Origin of the sequence: Flavobacterium croceum DSM 17960 (assembly GCF_002917885.1) — a bacterium.
Lineage (GTDB): Bacteria > Bacteroidota > Bacteroidia > Flavobacteriales > Flavobacteriaceae > Flavobacterium > Flavobacterium croceum.
In genome coordinates this window covers 34,077-57,203 of record NZ_PQNY01000009.1, presented here as the reverse complement: position 1 = coordinate 57,203, position 23,127 = coordinate 34,077, and the positions used below count along the sequence as shown (strand labels likewise).

Annotated in this window: 28 protein-coding genes; 18 read left to right on the top strand and 10 right to left on the bottom strand. The window is 32.0% G+C overall.

Annotated elements, in window-relative coordinates; all coding sequences use genetic code 11:
• Nucleotides 1-4: 4 nt before the first annotated feature.
• Nucleotides 5-2,803 carry an excinuclease ABC subunit UvrA gene (gene uvrA / locus Q361_RS07980; protein WP_103726198.1) on the bottom strand — a complete coding sequence of 933 codons (2,799 nt, stop codon included), beginning with the start codon at nt 2,801-2,803 and terminating at the stop codon, nt 5-7.
• 119 nt (nt 2,804-2,922) lie between these two features.
• On the opposite strand from uvrA, the gene Q361_RS07975 reads away from it, so the two are divergent.
• The 5 genes from Q361_RS07975 (at nt 2,923) to Q361_RS13730 (ending at nt 5,225) form a co-directional block, all read left to right on the top strand.
• A complete protein-coding gene (locus Q361_RS07975) occupies nt 2,923-3,501 on the top strand; it encodes an RNA polymerase sigma factor (protein ID WP_103726197.1) in 579 nt (192 codons plus the stop codon).
• A gap of 3 nt (nt 3,502-3,504) precedes the next feature.
• On the top strand, nt 3,505-3,771 hold the full coding sequence (locus Q361_RS07970; RefSeq protein ID WP_103726196.1) for a hypothetical protein: 267 nt from the start codon (nt 3,505-3,507) through the stop codon (nt 3,769-3,771).
• Nucleotides 3,772-3,774: 3 nt separating this feature from the next.
• Nucleotides 3,775-4,227: a Spy/CpxP family protein refolding chaperone gene (locus tag Q361_RS07965; protein WP_103726195.1), complete on the top strand. Its 453-nt coding sequence runs from the start codon at nt 3,775-3,777 to the stop codon at nt 4,225-4,227.
• Between the two features lie 218 nt (nt 4,228-4,445).
• The gene (locus Q361_RS07960; protein WP_103726194.1) at nt 4,446-5,033 is read left to right on the top strand and encodes an RNA polymerase sigma factor; all 588 of its coding nucleotides are present in this window, start codon (nt 4,446-4,448) and stop codon (nt 5,031-5,033) included.
• A 48-nt stretch (nt 5,034-5,081) separates the two neighbouring features.
• On the top strand, nt 5,082-5,225 hold the full coding sequence (locus Q361_RS13730) for a hypothetical protein (protein WP_169929282.1): 144 nt from the start codon (nt 5,082-5,084) through the stop codon (nt 5,223-5,225).
• A 23-nt stretch (nt 5,226-5,248) separates the two neighbouring features.
• Here Q361_RS13730 and Q361_RS07955 read toward each other — a convergent pair whose 3' ends face one another.
• Entirely contained in the window at nt 5,249-5,911 is a 663-nt protein-coding gene (locus Q361_RS07955) for an endonuclease III domain-containing protein (RefSeq protein WP_103726193.1), read from the bottom strand.
• Nucleotides 5,912-5,980: 69 nt separating this feature from the next.
• On the opposite strand from Q361_RS07955, the gene bcp reads away from it, so the two are divergent.
• A complete protein-coding gene (bcp, locus tag Q361_RS07950; RefSeq protein ID WP_103726271.1) occupies nt 5,981-6,433 on the top strand; it encodes a thioredoxin-dependent thiol peroxidase in 453 nt (150 codons plus the stop codon).
• A 5-nt stretch (nt 6,434-6,438) separates the two neighbouring features.
• On the opposite strand, the gene Q361_RS07945 is transcribed toward bcp, so the two are convergent.
• From Q361_RS07945 to Q361_RS07925, 5 genes are read right to left on the bottom strand one after another with little or no spacing between them, the layout of a single operon-like run.
• Nucleotides 6,439-7,218, bottom strand: coding sequence for a superoxide dismutase (locus Q361_RS07945; RefSeq protein ID WP_317047142.1), 780 nt, complete (start codon nt 7,216-7,218; stop codon nt 6,439-6,441).
• 12 nt (nt 7,219-7,230) lie between these two features.
• The gene (locus tag Q361_RS07940; protein WP_103726191.1) at nt 7,231-7,509 is read right to left on the bottom strand and encodes an acyl-CoA-binding protein; all 279 of its coding nucleotides are present in this window, start codon (nt 7,507-7,509) and stop codon (nt 7,231-7,233) included.
• Between the two features lies 1 nt (nt 7,510).
• Complete coding sequence (locus Q361_RS07935; RefSeq protein ID WP_103726190.1) at nt 7,511-8,185, bottom strand: phosphatidylserine decarboxylase family protein; 675 nt, start codon at nt 8,183-8,185, stop codon at nt 7,511-7,513.
• A complete protein-coding gene (locus Q361_RS07930) occupies nt 8,178-9,059 on the bottom strand; it encodes a phosphatidate cytidylyltransferase (RefSeq protein ID WP_103726189.1) in 882 nt (293 codons plus the stop codon). Before Q361_RS07930 ends, Q361_RS07935 begins: the two co-directional genes overlap by 8 nt.
• 1 nt (nt 9,060) lies before the next feature.
• Nucleotides 9,061-9,660 (bottom strand): lactate utilization protein B/C, encoded by a 600-nt coding sequence (locus Q361_RS07925; RefSeq protein ID WP_103726188.1) that lies wholly within the window; start codon nt 9,658-9,660, stop codon nt 9,061-9,063.
• 158 nt (nt 9,661-9,818) lie between these two features.
• On the opposite strand from Q361_RS07925, the gene Q361_RS07920 reads away from it, so the two are divergent.
• The 11 genes from Q361_RS07920 to Q361_RS07875 all read left to right on the top strand — a co-directional run bounded on the left by Q361_RS07920 (nt 9,819) and on the right by Q361_RS07875 (nt 17,221).
• Nucleotides 9,819-11,798: an endonuclease gene (locus tag Q361_RS07920; protein WP_245874619.1), complete on the top strand. Its 1,980-nt coding sequence runs from the start codon at nt 9,819-9,821 to the stop codon at nt 11,796-11,798.
• A gap of 100 nt (nt 11,799-11,898) precedes the next feature.
• Nucleotides 11,899-13,026 carry a hypothetical protein gene (locus Q361_RS07915; protein WP_103726186.1) on the top strand — a complete coding sequence of 376 codons (1,128 nt, stop codon included), beginning with the start codon at nt 11,899-11,901 and terminating at the stop codon, nt 13,024-13,026.
• Nucleotides 13,020-13,562 (top strand): hypothetical protein, encoded by a 543-nt coding sequence (locus tag Q361_RS07910; protein ID WP_103726185.1) that lies wholly within the window; start codon nt 13,020-13,022, stop codon nt 13,560-13,562. The genes Q361_RS07915 and Q361_RS07910 overlap by 7 nt, the downstream gene beginning before the upstream one ends.
• A gap of 367 nt (nt 13,563-13,929) precedes the next feature.
• Nucleotides 13,930-14,676, top strand: a complete 747-nt coding sequence (locus Q361_RS07905; protein ID WP_103726184.1) for a hypothetical protein — start codon at nt 13,930-13,932, stop codon at nt 14,674-14,676.
• Between the two features lie 14 nt (nt 14,677-14,690).
• On the top strand, nt 14,691-15,146 hold the full coding sequence (locus Q361_RS07900; RefSeq protein ID WP_103726183.1) for a hypothetical protein: 456 nt from the start codon (nt 14,691-14,693) through the stop codon (nt 15,144-15,146).
• Nucleotides 15,147-15,161: 15 nt separating this feature from the next.
• A complete protein-coding gene (locus tag Q361_RS07895; protein WP_103726182.1) occupies nt 15,162-15,392 on the top strand; it encodes a hypothetical protein in 231 nt (76 codons plus the stop codon).
• Nucleotides 15,370-15,573 carry a hypothetical protein gene (locus Q361_RS07890; protein ID WP_103726181.1) on the top strand — a complete coding sequence of 68 codons (204 nt, stop codon included), beginning with the start codon at nt 15,370-15,372 and terminating at the stop codon, nt 15,571-15,573. The genes Q361_RS07895 and Q361_RS07890 overlap by 23 nt, the downstream gene beginning before the upstream one ends.
• A 43-nt stretch (nt 15,574-15,616) precedes the next feature.
• Nucleotides 15,617-15,751 (top strand): hypothetical protein, encoded by a 135-nt coding sequence (locus Q361_RS13965; RefSeq protein ID WP_262496230.1) that lies wholly within the window; start codon nt 15,617-15,619, stop codon nt 15,749-15,751.
• The gene (locus tag Q361_RS07885) at nt 15,744-16,232 is read left to right on the top strand and encodes a hypothetical protein (RefSeq protein ID WP_103726180.1); all 489 of its coding nucleotides are present in this window, start codon (nt 15,744-15,746) and stop codon (nt 16,230-16,232) included. The genes Q361_RS13965 and Q361_RS07885 overlap by 8 nt, the downstream gene beginning before the upstream one ends.
• 123 nt (nt 16,233-16,355) lie before the next feature.
• Nucleotides 16,356-16,874 (top strand): hypothetical protein, encoded by a 519-nt coding sequence (locus Q361_RS07880; protein ID WP_103726179.1) that lies wholly within the window; start codon nt 16,356-16,358, stop codon nt 16,872-16,874.
• Nucleotides 16,871-17,221 (top strand): hypothetical protein, encoded by a 351-nt coding sequence (locus tag Q361_RS07875; protein WP_103726178.1) that lies wholly within the window; start codon nt 16,871-16,873, stop codon nt 17,219-17,221. Before Q361_RS07880 ends, Q361_RS07875 begins: the two co-directional genes overlap by 4 nt.
• Before the next feature lie 777 nt (nt 17,222-17,998).
• On the opposite strand, the gene Q361_RS07865 is transcribed toward Q361_RS07875, so the two are convergent.
• On the bottom strand, nt 17,999-18,886 hold the full coding sequence (locus tag Q361_RS07865; protein ID WP_103726176.1) for a DUF1204 domain-containing protein: 888 nt from the start codon (nt 18,884-18,886) through the stop codon (nt 17,999-18,001).
• A gap of 88 nt (nt 18,887-18,974) precedes the next feature.
• Here Q361_RS07865 and Q361_RS07860 point away from each other — a divergent pair, with 88 nt between their 5' ends.
• Nucleotides 18,975-20,012, top strand: coding sequence for a formimidoylglutamase (locus Q361_RS07860; RefSeq protein WP_103726175.1), 1,038 nt, complete (start codon nt 18,975-18,977; stop codon nt 20,010-20,012).
• Between the two features lie 18 nt (nt 20,013-20,030).
• Here Q361_RS07860 and Q361_RS07855 read toward each other — a convergent pair whose 3' ends face one another.
• Nucleotides 20,031-22,067, bottom strand: coding sequence for a hypothetical protein (locus Q361_RS07855; protein ID WP_103726174.1), 2,037 nt, complete (start codon nt 22,065-22,067; stop codon nt 20,031-20,033).
• 147 nt (nt 22,068-22,214) lie between these two features.
• Nucleotides 22,215-22,961, bottom strand: a complete 747-nt coding sequence (gene fabG, locus Q361_RS07850) for a 3-oxoacyl-[acyl-carrier-protein] reductase (protein WP_103726173.1) — start codon at nt 22,959-22,961, stop codon at nt 22,215-22,217.
• Nucleotides 22,962-23,127: the final 166 nt, after the last annotated feature.

The following is a 23,127-nucleotide window of genomic DNA, read 5'->3' as shown; positions in this document are numbered from 1 at the left end:
ACGCTTACAACTTTTCTTTTAAATAAGGCGCAATTATAGATTTTTTGTTCTTTACAATTTGTTCTGGGGTACCGCTTGCCAACAAACAACCTCCGTTTTCTCCACCTTCTGGGCCTAAATCAATAATGTAGTCGGCACATTTTATTAAATCTAAATTGTGCTCAATAACTATAATAGAATGTCCTTTGTCTATAAGAGCATCAAAAGATTTTAATAATTTATTAATATCATGAAAATGCAAACCTGTAGTAGGCTCATCAAAAATAAAGAGTGTTTTATCTTTGGTTGTTCCTTTTACCAAAAACGAAGCCAATTTAATTCGTTGTGCTTCACCACCAGATAATGTAGAAGATGACTGCCCTAATTGAACATAGCTCAAGCCAACGTCATGCAAAGGCTGAAGTTTCTGGATAATTTTTGTTTGTTTATGTTTTTCAAAAAATGCTAATGCTTCTTCAATTGTCATTTTTAAAATATCATCAATACTTTTTCCTTCAAAAAGTACTTCGAGAATTTCTTTTTTAAAGCGTTTTCCTCCACAGGTTTCGCAAGGCAATTCAACATCGGCCATAAAAACCATTTCTACATTAATTACACCATCGCCCTTACAAGTTTCACAACGACCTCCATCTACATTAAACGAAAAATGTTTGGGTTGGTAGCCTCTTATTTTTGATAATTTTTGTTTTGAAAATAAATCCCGAATATCATCATAAGCTTTAATATAAGTTACAGGATTTGAGCGAGAACTTTTACCTATAGGATTTTGGTCTACATATTCTACATGCTGAATGTGTGAAAAACTTCCTTCTAACGCTGTAAATTGACCTGCTTTTTCTCCTATACCTGTTAGTTTTTTTTGTAGAGCAGGGTAGAGTATTTTTTTTACCAAAGTACTTTTTCCACTACCCGAAACACCTGTAATTACGGTTAGAGATTCTAACGGAAAAGTAACATCAATATTCTTTAAATTGTTTTCACGTGCGCCAATAATTTTGATGCTATTTTTTGATACTCTTCTTTTCGTAGGTACTGAAATTTCACTTGTTCCATTAAGGTATTTAGCCGTCAAAGAGTTAGACTTTAACAATTCACTAAAAGTTCCTTGTGCAACCAATTCACCACCCAATGAGCCTGCCTCAGGACCAATATCTATAATCATATCTGCAGCTTTCATAATATCTTCATCATGCTCAACTACTATAACGGTATTTCCTAATTGTTTAAGGTCTTTTAATACTTGAATAAGTTTTTCTGTATCTTTTGGATGAAGACCAATACTGGGCTCATCTAGTATATACATGGAACCTACCAAACTACTACCCAACGATGTAGCCAAATTTATTCGTTGGGATTCTCCTCCAGATAAACTAGCCGAGTTTCGATTTAATGTAAGGTATTCTAAACCTACATTTTGTAAAAAAAGTAATCTATTATTTATTTCTAATAGTAAACGTTTTGAAACATTAAAATCGTAATCTGATAATTTTAATTCTTTGAAAAAAGAGATAAGATTTTTAATAGGCATTATCACCAAATCTGTAATCGTTTTGCCACCTATTTTAATATTATTTGTTTCGTTTCGTAATCGAGTACCTCTACAAGTTGGACATTTGGTTTTGCCTCTGTAGCGCGATAACAATACTCTATTTTGAATTTTATAGTTTTTTTCTTCAAGCTCTTTAAAAAAGTCATCAAGCCCAACAAAATATTTGTTACCTTTCCAAATAAGGCTTTTTTGACTTTCGGTAAGTTCAAAATAAGGTTTATGAATAGGAAAATCAAATTTGTAGGCATTATTAACCAATTGATCACGATACCAACTCATGCTATCGCCTCGCCAAGGAAATACCGCATTATCATAAATAGATAGTGCCGTATTGGGTATTACCAAATCTTCATCTATACCTATTATATTTCCGTAGCCATCGCAAGTAGGACAAGCACCATAAGGATTATTAAAACTAAATAAATGAATGTTTGGCTCTAAAAAAGACAGTCCATCTAACGTGAAATTGGTATTAAAATCGATACGCTCTTGTGTGTCTACAGATTGTAAATAACACATTCCTTTGCCCTCGTAGAATGCAGTTTGAACCGCATCAGCAAGTCGGTTATAAAATTCTTCATCAGTTTTTACAACAATACGATCTACAATAAGGTTATAATTTTTAGAAACTTTCAACGCATTTTTGTCTGATAAAAACTCATCAAGTCGTACAGTTTTATTATCAATAAGTATTCGAGCAAAACCTTGTTGAAGCAATACTTGTAACTTATCTTCTATTTTTCTGCCTTCTTCAAGATGAATAGGGGCAAGCAATAACCATTTGCTATTTTCTTCTAATTGTTTTACTGCATTTACTACATCAGTAACGGTGTGTTTTTTTACTTCTTTGCCCGATACAGGAGAATACGTTTTACCAATACGAGCAAACAAAAGTTTTAAATAATCGTAAATTTCTGTAGAAGTACCTACGGTAGAACGAGCATTGGTAGAATTGACTTTTTGTTCAATAGCAATAGCAGGAGCAATACCTTTAATATAATCTACCTTAGGCTTATCGAGCCTGCCCAAAAATTGGCGGGCGTAACTAGATAGACTTTCTACATAGCGACGTTGTCCTTCTGCATACAAAGTGTCAAACGCTAACGATGATTTTCCAGATCCAGAAAGCCCTGTAATAACAACCATTTGATTTCTCGGTATGGCTACATCCAAATTTTTTAAATTGTGAATTTGAGCTCCTTTTATTAAAATATTTTTCTTTGGATCAAGCTGAGAGATATCTGTAGAAATCATGGTTTGCAATTAATTTTTGCAAATTTAATCATTTAAAATTGTATTTGATTACTTCTGTTGCTGCACAAAAAATTATTCTACCAAAAGTTTTTTATATCATTGTCGTCTAAATAAATATAGTGAAAGAACTAGAGCAAATAGCATTACTTATTTCTGGAGACCAAAAGGCATACATTTGGTTGGTAGATACCTATGGGGTCAAAGTAAAAAATATGTGCTATCATTATTTGCAACATGAAGATGATGTGCAAGATGCTATGCAAGAGGTGTTTATAGCAATATATACCAACATTCATAAATTTGATAAAAAGTCGAGCTTATCCACTTGGATTTATAGAATTACAGTAAATAAGTGTTTAGAATATATACGTTATCATACAAGAAAAAAGCGTAATGGCGCTACAATATCAATTAGTACTACTAATTATGAATGGAAAGAAAATCAAATAAAAAGTTCTTTTACAGCTAACGAAAATATTGAAAATCAAGAACAAAAAGTCATTTTATTTAAAGCAATACATCAATTACCAGAACAACAAAAAACCGCATTTTTATTGCACAAAATAGAACAGCAAAGTTATGTAGAAGTTGCACAAATTATGCAAACAACTTTGTCTTCTGTAGAAGCCTTACTATTTAGAGCCAAGCAAAATTTAAAAAAAATATTAGCAGATTATTATAAAGATTATAATTCTTAGAATATGGAAAATAAAGAAATTTGGATAGAAAGCATTTATAAACTATCAGATACTATAAATTCTGTTGAGTTTACTCAAAATGACAGGCAAACACTTTATGGGTTATACTACACAAAAAAAAATAGTATTGGCAAAAGTGAAATACTAAAAATGGCAGCCACAATTTTGATACTTATTACATTGAATTTGATTTGTATACAAAAAATTCAAAATTCAAAAAATAGCGACGCTGTAAAAGGTATTTATGAAAACTATTTAAACAATCAATAAACTATGGAAGCTAATAAATTTTACAAAATAGTATTAATAGTACTCGTAGTTATCAATGCAACTACGTTGTATTATGTTTTTTTAGGAAGTAATAATCAAGACCCTAAGCACAAATTAGCAGATTATTTTGAACACGAACTTATGCTCAATAATCATCAAAAAGAACAGTTGGAAAATTTAATATATATACATAGAACCGAGCAAGAACAATTAAGAATCGAAAATAGAAAAGCTCACGACGACTATTTTAGCTTGTTAAAAGCAAATCAAACAGATTCTATTCTTATTGCCAATAAACTCAATAAAATTCTAGAGATAAAAAGAAAAGAAGAACTTTCTACATTCAATCATTTTAAACAAATACGCGCTATATGTAATGCCAGTCAAAAGCAAAAATTTGACACTATTATACTTGAAGCTACTAAAATGCTCGCACCAAAACCTCCAAGAAGATAAATAGAAATCTATTACTTATTTAATTGAAATGATAGAAATAAAGTGGTTTACTACAAAATATTGTGCTTGATGTGTTAATTTTTTAGTTTTTATTTGCATTTTAACAAATTATTAATTTATATTTGGCAATAATTATAACAAAAACGCATAGCCTATAAGATAAAAATTTACTTTTTAAAGATATTTAACGACTTATTCATTTCTTAAAAAGTAATTTTATGGCTACTTCTTATCAAACCCCAGACGCTTTATTGGTAAAAAATTATATTGCTGGCGATGAAAATGCTTTGGCTTTACTCATTAATAGACATCAATCAAAAATTTATAATTTTATCTATTCTAAAATAGCCGATAGAGATATTGCAGATGATATTTTTCAAGACACTTTTATTAAAGTGATTAAAACTTTAAAAAGTAATTCTTACAACGAAGAAGGCAAATTTTTGCCATGGGTTATGCGCATTGCACACAACTTGGTTATAGACTATTTTAGAAGAAATAATAAAATGTCAATGGTAAGAGATAATGATGAATTTTCTGTATTTGCTTATATTAAAGATGATTCAGATAATGTAGAGAGTAAACTTATTCAAAACATCATAGAGTCTGATTTACAAAAACTTGTAAGCGATTTACCAAACGACCAACGCGAAGTACTGGTTATGCGTATTTATCAAGATATGAGTTTTAATGAAATTGCAGAAGCAACAGGTGTTAGCATCAATACTGCATTGGGCAGAATGCGTTATGCTTTGTTGAATTTGAGAAAAACGATAGAAAAAAATAAAATTAATTTATCGGTGTAGTACAATAATACTATATATTGTTCGTTATTTAGTAAAACAAAGCAATATATGGCAAAACTTTACTCTAGAAAACTGGTAATTAAAACCAAAATGTTACCCAAAAAAGAAACAATAAATTTCATACTTAATTATTCTAAAGCCTTGAAAGTAATTACGATAGGCAACATGAAACTAGAAACTATTGTGAACTAAAAAACATCTCGATACCTTTGTTGTTATCGAGATGTTTTGTTTTTATAAAACTCATTTAGAACAGATTTTCTTCCTATAGTTTTTGTAATAATATCGTTTTCTAAATTCCAGCCTCGAGCAGGCGAATATTCTCTTCCATAATAAATAATTTGAAGATGAAGTATATTCCAAAGATATTCAGGGAAGATATTTTTAGCATCTTTTTCGGTTTGTTGTACCGATTTTCCGTTGGATAAATTCCATCGATACAGTAATCTATGTATATGCGTATCTACAGGAAATGCAGGGACACCAAAAGCTTGACTCATTACTACACTTGCCGTTTTGTGCCCTACAGCAGGTAAGGCTTCTAAGGCTTCAAAAGATTGAGGCACCTTACCATTGTATTTATCAATAAGTATATGCGATAAACCAAAAATGCCTTTAGATTTCATTGGAGATAAGCCACAAGGTTTGATGATTTTTTCAATTTCTTCTACAGACATTTTCACCATATCATACGGATTGTCAGCCTTAGAAAATAGGAGAGGAGTTATCGTATTCACACGCGCATCAGTACATTGAGCCGATAATAGTACAGCGATTAAAAGTGTGTAAGCATCTTTGTGATCCAAAGGTATAGGCACTTCGGGGTATAATGAATTTAACGTATTTATAACAAATGTTGCACGTTCCTTTTTTGTCATTTTTAGTTATTTTGAAAACAATAAATGGTATATTTAAGCAAAAATAATATTATAAATAAAATTATAGATATGACTACGTTAAAAATAGGAGATAAAGCACCCGATTTTGTTGCTTTAGATCAAAATGGGAAAACCCACAAATTGGCAGATTATGCTGGAAAAAAAGTGGTTTTGTTTTTTTACCCAAAAGCAAGTACTCCTGGTTGCACGACAGAAGCTTGCGATTTACGAGATAATTACGAACGTTTTCTCGCTCAAAATTATGTGGTATTGGGAGTAAGTGCCGATACTGAAAAGGCACAATTAAAGTTCGCAGAAAAAAATAATTTGCCCTTCCCTTTATTGGCAGATGTTGATAAAAGTGTAATTATGGCTTATAAAGTTTGGGGACCAAAAAAGTTTATGGGAAGAGAATTTGACGGTATTCACAGAACAACATTTATAATAAATGAACAAGGAATACTAGAGGATATTATTACCGATGTAAAAACAAAAGAACACACTCGACAAATATTAAAATAAAAACGCTATTTTTTAATAGCGTTTTCATATTTTTCTTGTACTTTTTTCCAATCTATACAATTAAAAAATGCATCAATATATTTACGTCGTTTGTATTGATATGATAAGTAATAAGCATGTTCCCAAACATCAATACATAGTACAGGTGTTCCTTGAATGGGTTGTTTTGGCATTAACGGATTGTCTTGATTTTGACTCGTAGTAATTTGTAACTTACCTTCTTTATCAACAACCAACCATGCCCAACCAGAACCAAATTGTTTTTCTGCGGCTGTTGAAAATTCTTTCTTAAAATTATCAAAATCACCAAATGTGGCATGGATAGCTCCCATTAAAGTGTCTGTTGGTTTTTCGGAAGCTTTGGGTGATAATATCTCAAAAAATAACGTATGGTTGTAGTATCCACCTAAATTATTTCGTAAATCTATACTTGTAAGATCCAATTTTTTTAATAAATCTTCTACAGATAACGATTTATCTTCTACATCGGCAAGTAACTTATTGGTATTGTTGGTGTATGTTAAATAGTGTTTAGAATAATGATTCTCCATGGTTTGCGAATCAATATGGGGAGCTAAAGCATTGTATTCAAAAGGAAGTGTATATAATTGAAAATAACCTTCGGTTGCCTTGACATCTTTTGGGCTACTTTGCGTAATCACTTTTTCTTGATTTTCGGGCAATGGAACTTCTACTGTAACTTCGGTTAGTTTTTTATCCTTACAAGAAAAAATAAATAATTGTGTTGTGCAAACCAATAAATATGTAAATGTTTTCTTCATCATTGCAAAACGTAATTAAATTGATGTATTGTTACATTCGTTTATTAAACTTATATACATTTCTTTTGCTTCATCTTGCGATAAATGACTTATTTGTAACCAAGCATTCATCTTAAAAGCGCTTCGTAAATCTAAATAATTTAAATAATTGGTTTTTGGATGTGTTGTACCAGATATTGCTTGTTTGTAACTAGCATAAAGGCGCAATTGAATATCTTGAGGCAAATTACTTTGCGACATTGTATTTGCCAATTCAACGGCTTTTTGAAACCTTATATCCAGTTCGCTATTCATATTATTTTGTTGCAATAATAGTTTTGTTGCCTACTGCTTTTTCTCCAATTTTCACATTAATTTCGGTTCCCAAAGGTAAGTAAATATCAACTCTAGAACCAAATTTTATAAAACCAGCATCAGCACCTTGCTTCACAAAAGTTCCTTCTTTAGCATAGTTTACAATACGTTTTGCTAGAGCGCCCGCAATTTGTCTATACATAACTTCTCCAAAGTTAGTGTTCTCTACTACAATAGTTGTTCTTTCATTTTCGGTACTAGCTTTTGGATGCCAAGCTACTAGATATTTACCAGGATGGTATTTACTATATTTTACCTTTCCGCTTGTAGCATATCGAGTAACATGTACATTAATAGGCGACATAAATATAGATACTTGTAGTCTTTTATCTTTAAAATATTCAGGTTCTTCAACTTCTTCAATTACAACAACTTTTCCATCTACTGGAGCTGTTATGTATTTATCGTTGGGGGTAAGTGGTCTTGCAGGGTTTCTAAAAAATTGTAAAACCATAATAAGCATGAGCAATGCTGCTATTTGTATTGTTTTTACAAGCCATATAGGGGTTTCTACAATATAATGTACTCCCATAATAATAGCAACAGCAATAAAAGTAGCTATTAAGATAATTTTTGCTCCTTCTTCATGAAAAGAAAGCCATTTAATTCTAAGCATAGTTTGATATATAATATAAGATTTGGTAAAACAAATATATAAAAGGTGCTACAAATATAATACTATCCAAGCGGTCTAATATGCCTCCGTGTCCAGGCATAATGCTTCCGCTATCTTTTACACCTGCCAACCTTTTAAATTTAGATTCAATTAAGTCGCCAATAGTACCTACAACTCCAGCAATAAGAGCTATAAAAATCCAAATTAGATATGATGTATTTTGGAACGAAGGGTTGGGCTTGATATAAAATTTTGAAAGTAGGGCAGCGGCTAACATGGCAAATAAAACGCCTCCTGCAAAACCTTCAATGGTTTTTTTAGGTGAAATTTTCTCTAATAATTTATGTTTTCCAAAATTTTTTCCTACTAAATAAGCAAAAGTATCATTTGTCCAAATTAATATAAATAGTCCAATAATAATTTTGTTATTGTAATTTTTCTCTCCAAATGAAATTTTAGTAATAAATAAGAATGGTAAAATTATGTAACCTAATAAAAACAGATATTTGGAAAAAACGGATATTTGTTTTTCAGAATCGCAAAATAAAAAAAAGATGCATCGAATAGAAATGACAAGAGTAAATGCCAGTAAGATATTGTATACTAAATTAATGTTGAGTACTATTTTTGTACTTAATAAATGTTCGATAAACTTTGGATAGAACACCAAACCTATAATGCTAGAATAAAAAACTAAACCGAGTACTAAAGATAAATAGGTATTTATGTGTACCAATTTACTAAACTCATAACATGCTACAAGCATAAATAATCCAAAAAGGATAAAAAAACTCTCTTTGGAATATATTATACAAAACAATAAAAGAACAATGTATACTGCTCCCGATAGGGCTCTTTTTAGAGTCTCATTCATTTTATAAATCTTCTAAAAGCAGTAAATATAGATTTTTAGTGCAACTACCATAAGTTAAAAAATCTTCTTCTTTAACTTTTTCAAAGTATTTTATTGTAGTAATATTTGAAGGATATTCTTTTTCATATTTTTTCTTAATCATTCTCAATCCGTCACTTTTAGACTCTATAATCTGGCTTGTTGTTGCCAAAATCACAATATTATCGGGTAGCTCATTAGGTTTATACTGTTTTATTTGTGAAGAAGAAAAAAGTATTGAACCTTCATCAGCAATAAGATTTTCGCAAGAAGCAAGAAAAAAATTGGGCTTGCTAGGATTTTGATATAAAAGTTTGTTTTCGTCTAATAAGCTAAAAAGTTTCGATTCAAAGCATAAAACTTCGCCCTCAAACCAATCATTTTCTTCGAGAATAAATTCAAATTGTTCTCGAACTTCGACTAAATCTTCACAATAAATAAATTTACCACCATTTTTTTTAAAATTAATGGTAAATAACTCATCTACAGGTAAATTAGATGGCTTTGGGGTATAGTATTCGCTCTGTTTTTCTTCTTCAGAATCATCAGAAGGAGTGCCGAAAATTTTTCTAAATAAACTCATAAAATAATGTTTTCTGTTCTGAAAACAGATTTTAAACTTTCAAATATATTATAAATACCACAAAAATTAAAAAAAATGTTAATAACTCTTTATTTTTTTGATAACTTTTAGAAAATATATTATTCATCGAAATAGTATCTTTGTTAAAAATTTTGCAAATGAAGAATACCGCACTTTATATATTCTTTACTCTACTTATGAGTTGGAGCAGTCTTGGTCAGATTGTAATCAATGAATTGGACGCTGATACGCCTAGTACAGACAATTTAGAATTTATAGAACTTAAATCTAGTACGCCAAATATGTCTTTAGATGGCTATGTTTTAGTTTTTTTTAATGGGGCTACCAATGGTTTGTCTAATATTAGCTATTATGCCATAGATTTGGATACCTATAGTACAGATATTAATGGAATTATTCATTTTGGTAATGCTCAAGTTTCTCCAACGCCTGCTATTATTTTTCCGAGTGCAACATTACAAAATGGTCCCGATGCCGTTGCTTTATATCAGGGTAACGCCTCTGATTTTCCAACGGGTACTGTAGCACATAGCAACGGATTAATTCATAGTTTGGGATATACCAATTCTACAACAGTTTGCCCAACAGCTTTAATGACTGCTTTAAATACCACTACATGCATCTATGAAAATCAAACAACTACAGTTTCTAAGTCTATTCAAAGAAAAAACGACGGTAGTTACGAATTAGCAACTCCTACGCCTGGAGCAAACAACGATGGGAGTGGAGTAGTGCTTAACTATATTTCTACTAGCGTAAATGGAAATATAGTGAATGAAGGAGATAATTTGGTGGTAACTTTTACTACAACTTCAAATGTAACACAAAATACCACTTTAGATTTTACAATTACTAATGGAAATTTTACCACATCAGACTATTTAGGTAGTTGTACAGCCACTATAACTGCGGGAACGAATAGTGCAAGCGCAACCATTAATGTTGTAAATGATTTGGTAAATGATGGAGATAAAGAGTTAAAAATAGTAATTTCAAACATTCCAACGGGGTTTAGTTTATACAACAATAATATCATTATTAGGGTTTTAGATGTCAATTATTTAGTTTCAAATTTTGGAACTCCTGCCAATCCTACCTATGGAAATGTTACACCTACGATTCCAAATGGTTACTATGATTCGTTAAACGGGCTTTCAGGAAATGCTTTAAAGCAAGCTATACAAAATATTATAGCAAATCCAAGCCAAGTTAGAGCTCATAGTTATGGAGATGTTTGGGAAATATTAAAAAATGCCGATCAAAATCCTGCGAATAATAACCAAGTTTGGCTAATTTATACAGAAGAGCCACGATCAAAACTAGATCAACAAACAGGAAATAGTATTATTGGGAAATGGAATAGAGAGCATATATTTTGTCAATCAAGAGGCAATTATGGCGATTTATACAATACATCTGCCGATGGAATTAATGTTTGGCAAGCTAGTAATGCAAATGATATAGGGGCAGGGCTTACAGATGCTCATCATATGAGAGCAGTAGATGGGCAAGAAAACTCTTCTAGAAATAATCGAAACTATGGCGTTGATTACAACGGGCCAAGTACTACAGTAAATAGTTGGAAAGGCGATGTTGCTCGTGCCATTTTTTATATGGCTATTAGATATAATGGATTAAGTGTTGTAAATGGAAATCCAGCAGAAAACATAGGGCAAATAGGTGATTTGTCTACATTGTTAAATTGGAATACTCTCGATCCGAGAGATGATTTTGAAATGAATAGAAATAACTATATCTACACATGGCAACACAACAGAAATCCTTTTATAGATTTACCAAACTTAGCCGATTATATTTGGGGAATTCATTTTGGTGATATTTGGAATAATTCATTGGCTACAAATCAAATAAATGGTTTAGATAAAGAAGCATTTTTTGTTTATCCAAATCCAAGTGGTAATTTCATTACGGTAAATAACTGTGATTTGATTTCAAAAATTGAAATGGTCAATACTGTGGGCCAAATACTAAAATCTGTTGAAACTAATATTTGCACTAGTATTTCTGTTGATGATTTAAAAGCAGGCATTTATTTGTTGAATATCTATTCTCAAAAAAATCAATCAGCCTCACGAATTAAATTTATTAAGCAATAGAGAGTACGTTTTATAATTATGCATTATAAAACTCCAATTTTCTATTTTACATAATATAAATTATAGTGCAAGCGTATTTTATAACAAATTGATTATCAGAATGTTACAAAATATATTTGACATACCACTAAATAAAGCGTCTATAGATTCGATGACCGTATTTGTCGAATTGGACAAAATTATCGTAAAAGATTATAAACTCGTAACTCCTTACAAAGTTTTTTACGATGATACAGCAGAAATAATTGACGAGTTGCACAATCCAAGACCTGTATATTTAGAAACTGACGGAATAAAATTTCGTTTTTCAAAAGTTGTTTGGACACATCCAAAAACTAAAGAAACTAAAGAAATGATTTGTATTACTGTATCTACTAAAATGCTCAAATACAAATATTTTCAAGGTCTAAATAAAGACAATGTTACTGATGTTGTAAACTTCATAAACTCGCACGGAATTATTGAAATTACAGTTGATACTTTTTTGCAATCAACTGTTAATGATATTGATTTATGCGTTAATTATCATTTAGAGTTTAATGCTTATAAATCTGCTTTAGTTATGCTTCACCATATGGTAAAGCAATCTAAAAAGCATCTTGTAGAAATATTCCCAAAGCGTGAAAATATGCGTGTTGATGACAATTTCGGTTTGACTTTTTCAAAACGTGAAACTGCAAGTATTGGCAATCCGTTTGTAAAATTCTATAACAAAGCATTTGAGTTGATTAATAACTCTACAGAATTTTATAATGCGTTCATTTTTCCACAGATTAAACAAGGTTTAAAAATTGATAATATCATTCGTAAAGAAATGACTATTAAGAACGCCAAACACAAAGATAATGTACTTAAAAAGCACGTTACAAGCGTTGAAAAACTACAGACTGTTAACGATTTGTTTACGCTTTCTCAAATCGAACTTGATACGATTTGTAATGTGCAGTTAAAATATTACTATGAAAAACGTGAGTTTTCCGTTTCTTCAGATTTATCGCCTATGGATAAACTTATTAGTTATTATATGTTTGAATTAGTACAGAAAGGTTGTGATAAAGTAGCCCTACTCTATCCGCTTAAATTGATTGATTGTAAGCGTACCCGAAGCCGAACAAAAAAGAAAATAGAACAACTTATGGATATAACATTTACCGAAAATTATATGGAAAACAAATTAAAAGAAAATTCATTGTCTAACCAATTTATTAAAATGCTTGAAATATGGTAATACCTGTGTTGTTTGTACATCCACGTTCAAACTATAAAAAATTAGATTTTTTTGATTGTTATGATGAGAAAAGAAACGCTTTGAATTATACAGGTTCAAGCGCGGTAATTGCGCACCCTCCTTGTCGTAAATTTTCAAGATTACGAGGTTTAAGCTGCGCACCTGATAGCGAAAAACAATTAGCATATTTTGCACTCGATCTGGTTAGAAGAAACGGAGGTGTTTTAGAACATCCTGCCGATAGTTTACTTTGGAAAGAAAAGCAAGTTGTTAAGCCAGGTACTTATGACGAGTACGGAGGTTTCACTATTTGTATTGACCAAAGTTGGTTTGGTTATTATACTCAAAAACGAACAATGTTATACATTGTAGGTATTAAAATGAAAGATTTACCCGATTATAGTTTCAACCGGGATATTAATAGAAAATTTCAAAATTTGACACCCAAACAACGTTCAGAAACTACCACAGATCTGTGTATGTTTTTAGCTGAAATTGTTCGACGTATAAAAATGCCTGTGGCGGGGTATGGATAGCCCGCCTTTTGTCTACAAATTTGTTGACCGAGCAGTTTAAAAAAGTAATCAAAAAAGGGGGTATTGCAGTACCCCCAAAGTAACCCTAAAAAATCGTTCATTATGGCTATAATTTCAGAATTTAGAGTATTATCATTAAAAGACCTACAAACGTTGCTTGAATGCTCCGAAACAAGGGCTAAATCAATTAAGAAGGACATTCAGACCGAGTATAACGTGAAGTTTGTTCTATTTTGCCACTTCAAGCGATATTTTAATATACAAAAATAGTCTTATTTGGTTTAAAATGGTTTAAAAAGGTTTCTTTCAGAGAAGCCTTTTTCGTTTAACCCAATATTTGTGCCATAATTAAAACAATGTATCACAAATGGAAATTTTAAGAACGAACAACCAAGTAAGCGCAAAGGCACAGGTTGAAAAGGCAATCGGTTCTATTATCATTTACTCGAACGTTGATTTTGATGCTTTGAATAACGAAAAAATTCGTTTGTACGTTGAACGCAACGGACATAACAACATCGAAATCACTAAAGGTTTGGTAAATCTTAAGAGATTTATTGCTTGTGCAACTTATGGTGATGATGCGGTTACGCACTTCCGTGCAAACGTTGGCGAAGCATTTGAGACTGTTTGCGTAATTGAATTATGCGAACACGGAGCAATCAAGCTAGAGAACAACGACAAAGTTAAAATTGAATTGGCTGACCTTGATGCAACTAAAGTTTATTTAGTTGACGGAGTTGAGGAACCTGATGAGAGTAAAGAAATTTACACTTACGAGGAAAAAATCCTATCCGCAGAAACGCCAATCAATGACGTGAACACTCGCAGTTATGATATTGCAGTTATTGAAGATAATGACAATATTACTGAAATTCAGTACCATTTTGACAATGGTCAAACTTGCAACTACTCACGTAGAGAATTAAGAGCCTTATCACACGACAACGACCCCGTTGCTTATGTGAAGAAAAACGGACAGGTAATGTCTTCTTTCGTGGGTATTATTCAATTGCCTTTAAAAGGTGTCAACAGAATGACTGTAAAGAAAACAGGCAACGTGCTTGTAAACATCTTGATGCGTCATGATGAGGACATGAAACTGTTTAACTAAAACCTACTATTACTATGGGATTTTTTAAAAAAATCGGTCAAGGCATTAAGAAGTTTGCCAAGAAAAATATCAACTTCAAAAGTTTGGTAAAAGTTGGCTCAATGGTTGACCCGAGCGGTATTGTTTCAGGTCTTTCTGCTCAACACGAGCAAAAGAAAATGGAACGTGAGCAGGAAGCACAAGCTGTGGCAGAAGCCCAAGCATACGAGGCTCAAATGAAGTCTAAAAACCCGAATATCGGGGAAATATTAACAGGTGCAGCAGGTGGAGCACTTTCGGGAGCAGGTCAAGTATTGGCAGGTTCTACTAAAGCAGGCGAAGCAGGAGCTACACTTGTAGAGAGTACAACAAATGCGTGGTTTAAACGCAATTGGTTAAAATTAGTTGGAGCAGTACTTGGAGCGACTACTGTAGTGGTTCTTTTCGTTCGTGTTCTACGACCTAAACGTCAAGGTTACCGTCGTAGATAACCGCAAGGTACACGTATGAAAGCGCTCATAGGTACGGGAGGCATTCTAGCGGTGCAAGGTGTCTCCCAAGTTCCTGCTGATGGTGTTCCGATTTTAGAAATTGGAAAATTTTTAATACAGGTTGCAATTGGTGTCGCTACCATTTGGAAAATGTTTAAAAAGCCTAAATCAGAGGAAACAACGGAAGTAAAAAAAGAAGTCGAACAATTAAACGAAATCGAAAATGTCAAAAAACATCAAAACTGATAGATTTGGTCAACCGTACCAAAATGTCGCTTGTAAGAACAATAAAAACGGTTATCCTGTTGGATATGCCGAACTTGGTGGAAAACTTTACAAGATTGAACCGGGAGGAAGCTCTGACGGAGTTGACCAATGGGTAAAGATTACCAAAGTCGATGCCAAAAAACGTCATTCATCAATGTAGAACCTAAAGCCCTTTTTAGGGCTTTTTTTAAACTTTTAAGACAATGAAAGGATTTTTAAACGGCTTACGTATGGTTATCAAATACGGGGCTTATATCACAGTTATAATCGATGTTATCGGTTATGCAATTGAGAAGTTTGAAGCGGTTGAAAGCAAAAAAGACAAAGAAAATGCCTAAATCGTTTTTGAACAATCACAAAGTTAGAGGTTTACGAAACAATAATCCTGGCAATTTGGTAAAAACAAATATCGCTTGGCAGGGAAAAATCTTAAAGTCTACCGATAAGAATTTCGAGCAATTTGAAAACATTTATTGGGGCTTAAGAGCAATGTACAAAGACCTCATTAACGACATCAACAAAGGTAAAGATACAGTAACCAAGTTGATTAATGAGTATGCACCTCCGCACGAAAATGATACTACAGCGTACATCAACAAAGTAGCAAAGTCTGTTGGAGTGCAACCCAACCAAAAACTATCGAAGATAAACGGAGCGTTCCTAATGCTTTTAGGACGTGCAATCATCAAGGTAGAACTTGGCAATGCTCATACAGAGGTTACCGATAGCGACCTCAAAAAAGCAATCGGAATGTTAGGCAATGTAAGTACGCCTTCGCTTGAAGTTGTTACTTCATCTTTTTTTTTTAGCAAACTTTAAATTATTTGAAATTATGAAAGAATTTTGGACTACCCATAAAAAGAAAATCATCGTTGGTTTAGTCGCTATTGTGAGTATCACAGGCGCAGTAATCTTGTACAGAAAATTCAAAAAACAGTAATTATGTACAGAAAGAAACCTACACCCAAAAAACGTCAAGACCCAAATAGGTTTTGGCGTTTAAACAATTGGAAAATGTGGGCTTGGCTTATCACTGGTATTATTGTCTTTTTCCCTTTGTTTCGTTTCGTTAGGAAGCAGTTACAACTCAATAAAGACCAACGTACCGAACTCGATAAGGATAAGAGTTTTACGGAAAATCAAAATCCAATTGTAGCACAGAAAAAAGCCGATGAAATTACAACCCGTACGGATATCCAAGCGGCTGCAAAATCATTAGCGCATAATCTTGGAACTAAATACAGCGATGCCAATAATTGGTATGATTGGTTAGATCCAAGAGGTTGGACGGAAAACGATAAAGCTGTGGCTGATACGTTAATTTATCAACGTAAGAACTTCAAGAAATTGGAGCAGTTGTATTACAGCATATACACGAACTCACGCAGTTTAAAAGATGACGTTTTGAAACTATTGGACGAAGCGGAATTAAAACGAGTGCGTAAATACTTAAGCATATGATAAAGCCCTATATTGTCATTCGTTTATACGAGGAATGGCGTAAGTTTTACAAAGAAGATACCCCGTTTATCATTGTATTGAATGATAACCGAAAATTAGAGGTCTTACCCCTGCTCTATTTAGAGAGTAATAATGCAGGTTTTGTGTACAGTAAATCAGAGCAAAATTATTTCATTTTGAAAGTGTTTTTTAAGAATATGGACGTGCAGGACATTCTCGCAATGGCTTCTAACCTATCCGAAAAAGAACGTTTTTTTATGACACGGGGTTACCTCCATATCGGTATGGATTTCATACAGGACGGAGATATGCGCAAGAGTTCAGACTTGTTTTTTATGAGTGTTTAAAACTTTGTTAATATTTTTTTTTATCTCTAACAAAAAACAATGTTATGAATGTTGAATTTTGATGCAGGTGTTGGAACCACCTCTAAAGTAATCAGAATGCTCAAGAAACTTGCGTATAAATTATGTAGCCTCTCTCCTACTATCGAGTAGGGCAGAGGCTTTTATATTGTTAATGAGCATTTTATTTTTTTTTATCTCTAACAAAAAAGTAAAATGAGTGATTTCAAAAACAAAAACGATTATTCGGTTACAGTCTTCAAAGACCGAGAAAAACGACTTTTTACAGAGTATGTACATAGTATTTATGCTTATGTAACTTGGCTCAAAAATCAAAAAATCGATTGGGATTATATACTTGTTTATGTACGGCGTTCACGTCTACCCCTGTGTTATTATCAAAATGGTGATTTCATAGACAGTAAACCGAACTATCAAACCCGTGGACGTGTAAAACCGAACTGGGTATAAAAAAAGAAAAACCTGCTCAAACGGTGTTGGAACCACCTCGCAGGTTATTGCATCAGAATGCAGGACAAATATAAATCAAATTTTCTTGTATTCTGTAAAAAAAAGTTAAATTTTTTTACGCTTAATGCCTGTTAATTAAAGTATTACTTTAAGTAAAGCCCTTTAAAAGTGCTGATTTACATACTATAAATTATAGTTCAAGAATGTATCTATATTTTATACAACAATCCTTATTAATACTAAACTCATAGGTATATAAAAAAATGGAGTCTTATTCAAGACTCCATCTATATTTTTGAATTAAATATGTTATTTTAGTACAAAACTTGATTTTGCTAATAATTCTGTTTTATCAAACACATTTACAAAATAATTACCTGGTGCAAATTCATTTCCTGTTAAATCTTTTATTACTTGAACTGTTTTGTTTTCATATTGTACCATAGTTGTAAAACTATACGTTAAAGATTTATCTCCAAAATTAACCGTAGTTTTTTCGCCAAGTACATTATTTTTTGCATCAATAATTTGTACATAATACATTTTGTCTCCCGCTTTTGCTATAGCATTTTCGGCAATCGTAAAACTTATTTTAAGTAAATCGGCTTTTCTAGCTTTTTCGGTAGCAATTTGTTTTCCTGACGAACGTTGTTTGTATGCTGCAGATGTCAAATTTAGTATAGATAATTTAGAGCCTTTTTCTACAGTTTTGTTTAACTCATCATTTTTGCTTGTTAGCACTTGATTATATTCTTTTGCTTCTCGCAAAATTACTTTAGTACTGTCTAGATCTGTTGTTAATTTATTGTTTTGCGATTTAAGCGTTTCTACTTCTTTTATCAAAGATTTCATCTTGGTTTGCAAAACGGCATAATCAGACTTATATTTTTTTAAAGTAGTGCTATCCCCTTCTGCTTTTTTTATTTTTTCCATCAATTCCACTACCTTATTTCGTTCAGCTTCAAGCTCATCTGTCATCGTGGTATTTTGTGCAATGGCATTGTCGTATTGTTCTTTTGTCTTCTGTAAATCGGCAAGCAATTGTTCTTTTTCTGACTTAATATGTGAAACTTCAGATGTTAATTCATTAGAGTCATTAGATAATTTAATAATATATACTATACTGCATACCAGTAAAATAGATAAAATAGCTATAATCGCTTTGTATAGATTTTCTTTTTTAGTATTAGATTCCATGATTAAAAATTTTAACAAAAATAAAAAATGGTTTCAACAATAACGTATTATTTTAAAATATATTATTTTTGACTGTTAGTATTTCTATATGGAAAATATAATTCGTTTTACCACTTCAGATTTGGCTCAAATTACCAATTATAGATGTGGAGAAGTAAAGTTTGGAGAGCAAATACAAGTAATTCCTCCTCAACATGACGTGGTATCGTTTTTACAAAATTCAGAAGCTCCTTTTGTTCTTGTAGGAATTCCAGAAGATATAGGTGTAAGAGCAAATTTTGGTAGAAGAGGTGCTCATACTGCTTGGGAAACAGCGCTACAAAGTATTGCTAATATTCAGCATAATCGATTTTGTAAAGGCTATAGCTTGGTTATATTAGGAAAAATAGATGTAGAAAAGCAGATGCAAGCTATGGAAAATCTTGATTTTAAGTCTACTGAAGATCGAGTTATAATGAGTGCTTTGGTTTCTGAAATTGATAAAGAAGTGGTTCACGTTATTTCTACCATAATTAGTACAGGAAAAACCCCTATAATTATTGGAGGTGGCCACAACAATGCTTACGGAAACATTAAAGGAACAGCTCTTGCAAAAGGAAAACCTATTAATGCTATTAATTTTGATGCGCACTCTGATTTTAGAATTTTAGAAGGTAGACATAGCGGTAATGGATTTTCGTATGCTTTTGAAGAGGGCTTTTTACAACGTTATTTTATATTTGGATTGCACGAAAGTTATACATCAAAAAGTGTATTGAAACAATTGAATAAATTGCAAGAAAGAGTTTTGTACAACACGTATGACGAAATAAAAATTCGTGAAGAGAAAACTTTTGTAAACCAAATGGAAACCGCATTTCAATTTGTTTCCAAATCTACATTTGGGTTAGAAATAGATTTAGATTCTATACCTTTTATACCTACAAGTGCTATGACTCCGAGTGGGTTTTCTATAGAAGAATTACGACGATTTGTTTACTTTTTTGGAAAATCTGAAAACGTAGCCTATCTTCATATATGCGAGGGCGCTCCAAGTTTAGATCATGAAACCAACAAACATTTAACTGGAAAATTAATAGGCTATTTAGTAACCGATTTTATAAAAGCTAAATTAAATAGCGAGTAATATTTGTTCATGTTAAAATCACAATAAGCCATTCCATTTTCTTAAAAACCATTCAGTTGCGAGTGATAAAGCAATAATGATAAGCAACCAATACCATTCTATAAGTGGTGTTTTTTTGTGAATGGCTTTTTGAATTGTCTGATATTCATTGGCATTAAGTAATTGTTTTATTAAAGCTTCAACTTGATTTTTTGTAAAAGTTTTACCTGAAGTTTGGGCTGCAAGTTGCTTTAGTTTTGCCAAATCTGCATTTACAAATTGTTTTTCAATATCAAAATCTAATATTTCAAAACCGCTGGTGTAACTGGTGTTTGAATTAAGTTCTTTTACTGTAAAAGAATACGTACCTGCCAACAATCCGTCTAAATTTACTTTATAACTATTAGTAGATTTTAATAAATCGTAGGTTTTTGACTGTTTTGTCTTTTTATTCGTTACAACAATAGAAAGCCTTGCTTTTTCGTCAAATTCGTAGTTTTTATTAAAAAATTGAGCCGTTATCTCTACAGGTTCTCCACTATTATAAAAACGTTCATGGCTTACAATCAAATTTTTCTTGGCGTCATTCGAAGCTAAAAATTGTATTGTTTTGTCTATAAATTGGTCGTAGATTTCAAATGAATTTTTGTTCACAAAAGATTTAGCTCGCCATTTCCATGAATTTTCTCCAAGTAAAAAAGCATTTCTTTTCCCTAAATTTTCTGTAAAACACAGCAACGGATCTTCGGTTTCTACATTTCTAATTTTAGATTTTAACAAAACACTTACATTGTCTTGTAATACAAATGCTCCAAATGGATTTTCTAAAGGTGGAAAGGTTTCAAAACCAATATTTTCGGGTGCAAATAAATTAAAATTAGTGTCAAATACCGCAAGATAGTCTTCTTTTTGAGAAGACATTTTAAAATTAATTGTATTTTGTTGTTGATTTAAAAAATTAAAGTCGGTAGCTAAGCCTGTTATTGTAAAGGTGTTGATTTTTAAGCTTTTATTAGCTTCGTATATTTTTCTAAAATCGGCATTGGGCTGATACAAAACAAGCACATTAAATTTAGACAAATCTGTAATTTGATTTGGACTGCCTAGTGTAACTTTGCGTTGCGCATTGGTTTCTATACTTCTTTTAAGTGCACCAATATCGGGGTGATTTATGCTCGATATGATTGCAATTTCTGTACGCTGATCGATAACTTCAACAGCAAAACGCTTGGTGTTGTTGTAAAGATTTTTTTCGGTTGTATTTGATTCTATTTTAGCGGTATAAACTTGTAATCCAATTTTTTCGGCCGGTAATAGTACCTGTAAAACTTCCGATTTTTTTGTAGATGAAAAAGAAACACTCGACTTATTTACAGTAGTGCCATTTGCAATGATACTAAAATTGGCTGTTATTGGTTTTGTTCCATTGTATTGCAAGAATACTTCTACTGGAAATTTATTTTTTAAGAAAGCATATTTGTTTGCGTTTACCTGCGTAATTTTTAAGTCTAAATATTGGGTGGTATCTCCTACAACCACAGGATAAACTTTATGAGTAGTTGGAAATGCAAAGGTATAATCTTCGCCTTCGGTTTGGTTACCATCTGTAATTAGTACTGTAGGATATAATGTGTTTTTATTGATACTTCCGAGTGTTTTGGCTACTTTACCAATATTAGATTGTTTTCCATTAAATTGTAATGTATCATTATCGGTGTATGCAACGACTTCTTTGTCAAAAAGATAAGGTTGAATAGTGTATTTTTCTTGTAAATCTTTATTAGAAATAAGTTGTTCAAATACTTTTTGCGCATCGATATTGGCTTTTAAATCTTTTATAGAAGCCGAATTATCGAGTACTACGGCAAGTGGTGTTTTGGTATCTTCAAACGTATTTTTACTAATAATAGGATTAATCAATAGCAATAAAAGACCAAATATAGAAACAAAACGTAAAGCCGCTACTATCTTAGTATGTGTTGCACTATTTTTATTTTTATAAAAATATTGAATATAAGATAAACCACCAGCAACTAGTACTGAAAGTAGTATTAATAGAATGGTGTTTGTTGGCATCTTAAAAAATATACTTGTATTTGTTACAACTATTTAATGTTAAAAAAACGGTTATTATAGCCCTGATAGTAGTGAAAATCCTTTTCAACTCTTGCAAAAAGAGTTGAAAAGATTGTAACGGATAGCAGGAAAAGCTTCAAATAATTATTAGGTTAGCATACCGCCATCTACATTAAGGACTTGCCCTGTTACATAAGCGCTTAAATCTGATGATAAAAATAAGCAAGCGTTTGCTACATCTTCTGGAGTTCCGCCTCTTTTTAAAGGAATGGCATCGCGCCAACCTTGTACCACGTCTTCATTAAGTTTGGCAGTCATTTCTGTTTCTATAAAACCTGGTGCAATAGCATTGCAACGTATGTTTCGAGAGCCTAATTCTAAAGCTATAGACTTGGTAAAGCCAATCATACCCGCTTTGGAAGCTGCATAATTTGCCTGACCAGCATTACCTTTAACCCCTACTACACTACTCATGTTTACTATAGAACCTTTGCGGTTTTTTAGCATGATTTTTTGAACCGCTTTGGTCATATTGAATACAGATTTTAAGTTAATTTCTATAACTTTATCAAAATCTTCTTCGCTCATGCGCATAAGTAAATTGTCTTTGGTAATTCCGGCGTTGTTTATAAGTATGTCAATAGTTCCAAATTCGGCCATGACATCGTCTACTAATTTTTGTGCTTCATCAAATACAGCCGCATTCGATTGGTATCCTTTTGCTTTAACTCCAAGTTGGTTTAATTCGGTTTCTAATGCCAAAGCAGATTCTGCCGATGAGCTGTATGTAAAAGCAACATGAGCTCCATGTTGTGCAAAAACTCTTGCTATTCCGCTTCCAATTCCTCTACTAGCTCCTGTAATTATAGCTACTTTTCCTTCTAATAATTTCATTTTTTACTATTTATAATTTAGGATAAAAACACGTTACTAATTATTAATGTTTCTATTGAATATTGTTTTTTTTCTTTGCCAAATATAGAAAATATTTGAAGTGTAGGAAAACACCAACACTATTTTTACTCTTAACTTTTACAGATTTTAGAGCTTTTACACTTTG

What these genes read in the sequence shown, in the direction of transcription:
- Q361_RS07940 (WP_103726191.1), bottom strand. Translation starts at nt 7,509, where the DNA reads ATGAATAGCGAACTGGATATAAGGTTTCAAAAAGCCGTTGAATTGGCA.
- Q361_RS07960 (WP_103726194.1), top strand. Translation starts at nt 4,446, where the DNA reads ATGGCTACTTCTTATCAAACCCCAGACGCTTTATTGGTAAAAAATTAT.
- Q361_RS13730 (WP_169929282.1), top strand. Translation starts at nt 5,082, where the DNA reads ATGGCAAAACTTTACTCTAGAAAACTGGTAATTAAAACCAAAATGTTA.
- Q361_RS07920 (WP_245874619.1), top strand. Translation starts at nt 9,819, where the DNA reads ATGAAGAATACCGCACTTTATATATTCTTTACTCTACTTATGAGTTGG.
- Q361_RS07900 (WP_103726183.1), top strand. Translation starts at nt 14,691, where the DNA reads ATGGGATTTTTTAAAAAAATCGGTCAAGGCATTAAGAAGTTTGCCAAG.
- Q361_RS07875 (WP_103726178.1), top strand. Translation starts at nt 16,871, where the DNA reads ATGATAAAGCCCTATATTGTCATTCGTTTATACGAGGAATGGCGTAAG.
- Q361_RS07880 (WP_103726179.1), top strand. Translation starts at nt 16,356, where the DNA reads ATGTACAGAAAGAAACCTACACCCAAAAAACGTCAAGACCCAAATAGG.
- Q361_RS07865 (WP_103726176.1), bottom strand. Translation starts at nt 18,886, where the DNA reads ATGGAATCTAATACTAAAAAAGAAAATCTATACAAAGCGATTATAGCT.
- Q361_RS07955 (WP_103726193.1), bottom strand. Translation starts at nt 5,911, where the DNA reads ATGACAAAAAAGGAACGTGCAACATTTGTTATAAATACGTTAAATTCA.
- Q361_RS07910 (WP_103726185.1), top strand. Translation starts at nt 13,020, where the DNA reads ATGGTAATACCTGTGTTGTTTGTACATCCACGTTCAAACTATAAAAAA.
- Q361_RS07855 (WP_103726174.1), bottom strand. Translation starts at nt 22,067, where the DNA reads ATGCCAACAAACACCATTCTATTAATACTACTTTCAGTACTAGTTGCT.
- fabG (WP_103726173.1), bottom strand. Translation starts at nt 22,961, where the DNA reads ATGAAATTATTAGAAGGAAAAGTAGCTATAATTACAGGAGCTAGTAGA.
- Q361_RS07915 (WP_103726186.1), top strand. Translation starts at nt 11,899, where the DNA reads ATGTTACAAAATATATTTGACATACCACTAAATAAAGCGTCTATAGAT.
- Q361_RS07860 (WP_103726175.1), top strand. Translation starts at nt 18,975, where the DNA reads ATGGAAAATATAATTCGTTTTACCACTTCAGATTTGGCTCAAATTACC.
- Q361_RS07895 (WP_103726182.1), top strand. Translation starts at nt 15,162, where the DNA reads ATGAAAGCGCTCATAGGTACGGGAGGCATTCTAGCGGTGCAAGGTGTC.
- Q361_RS13965 (WP_262496230.1), top strand. Translation starts at nt 15,617, where the DNA reads ATGAAAGGATTTTTAAACGGCTTACGTATGGTTATCAAATACGGGGCT.
- Q361_RS07890 (WP_103726181.1), top strand. Translation starts at nt 15,370, where the DNA reads ATGTCAAAAAACATCAAAACTGATAGATTTGGTCAACCGTACCAAAAT.
- Q361_RS07885 (WP_103726180.1), top strand. Translation starts at nt 15,744, where the DNA reads ATGCCTAAATCGTTTTTGAACAATCACAAAGTTAGAGGTTTACGAAAC.
- Q361_RS07905 (WP_103726184.1), top strand. Translation starts at nt 13,930, where the DNA reads ATGGAAATTTTAAGAACGAACAACCAAGTAAGCGCAAAGGCACAGGTT.
- bcp (WP_103726271.1), top strand. Translation starts at nt 5,981, where the DNA reads ATGACTACGTTAAAAATAGGAGATAAAGCACCCGATTTTGTTGCTTTA.
- Q361_RS07925 (WP_103726188.1), bottom strand. Translation starts at nt 9,660, where the DNA reads ATGAGTTTATTTAGAAAAATTTTCGGCACTCCTTCTGATGATTCTGAA.
- Q361_RS07970 (WP_103726196.1), top strand. Translation starts at nt 3,505, where the DNA reads ATGGAAAATAAAGAAATTTGGATAGAAAGCATTTATAAACTATCAGAT.
- Q361_RS07965 (WP_103726195.1), top strand. Translation starts at nt 3,775, where the DNA reads ATGGAAGCTAATAAATTTTACAAAATAGTATTAATAGTACTCGTAGTT.
- Q361_RS07930 (WP_103726189.1), bottom strand. Translation starts at nt 9,059, where the DNA reads ATGAATGAGACTCTAAAAAGAGCCCTATCGGGAGCAGTATACATTGTT.
- uvrA (WP_103726198.1), bottom strand. Translation starts at nt 2,803, where the DNA reads ATGATTTCTACAGATATCTCTCAGCTTGATCCAAAGAAAAATATTTTA.
- Q361_RS07945 (WP_317047142.1), bottom strand. Translation starts at nt 7,218, where the DNA reads ATGATGAAGAAAACATTTACATATTTATTGGTTTGCACAACACAATTA.
- Q361_RS07935 (WP_103726190.1), bottom strand. Translation starts at nt 8,185, where the DNA reads ATGCTTAGAATTAAATGGCTTTCTTTTCATGAAGAAGGAGCAAAAATT.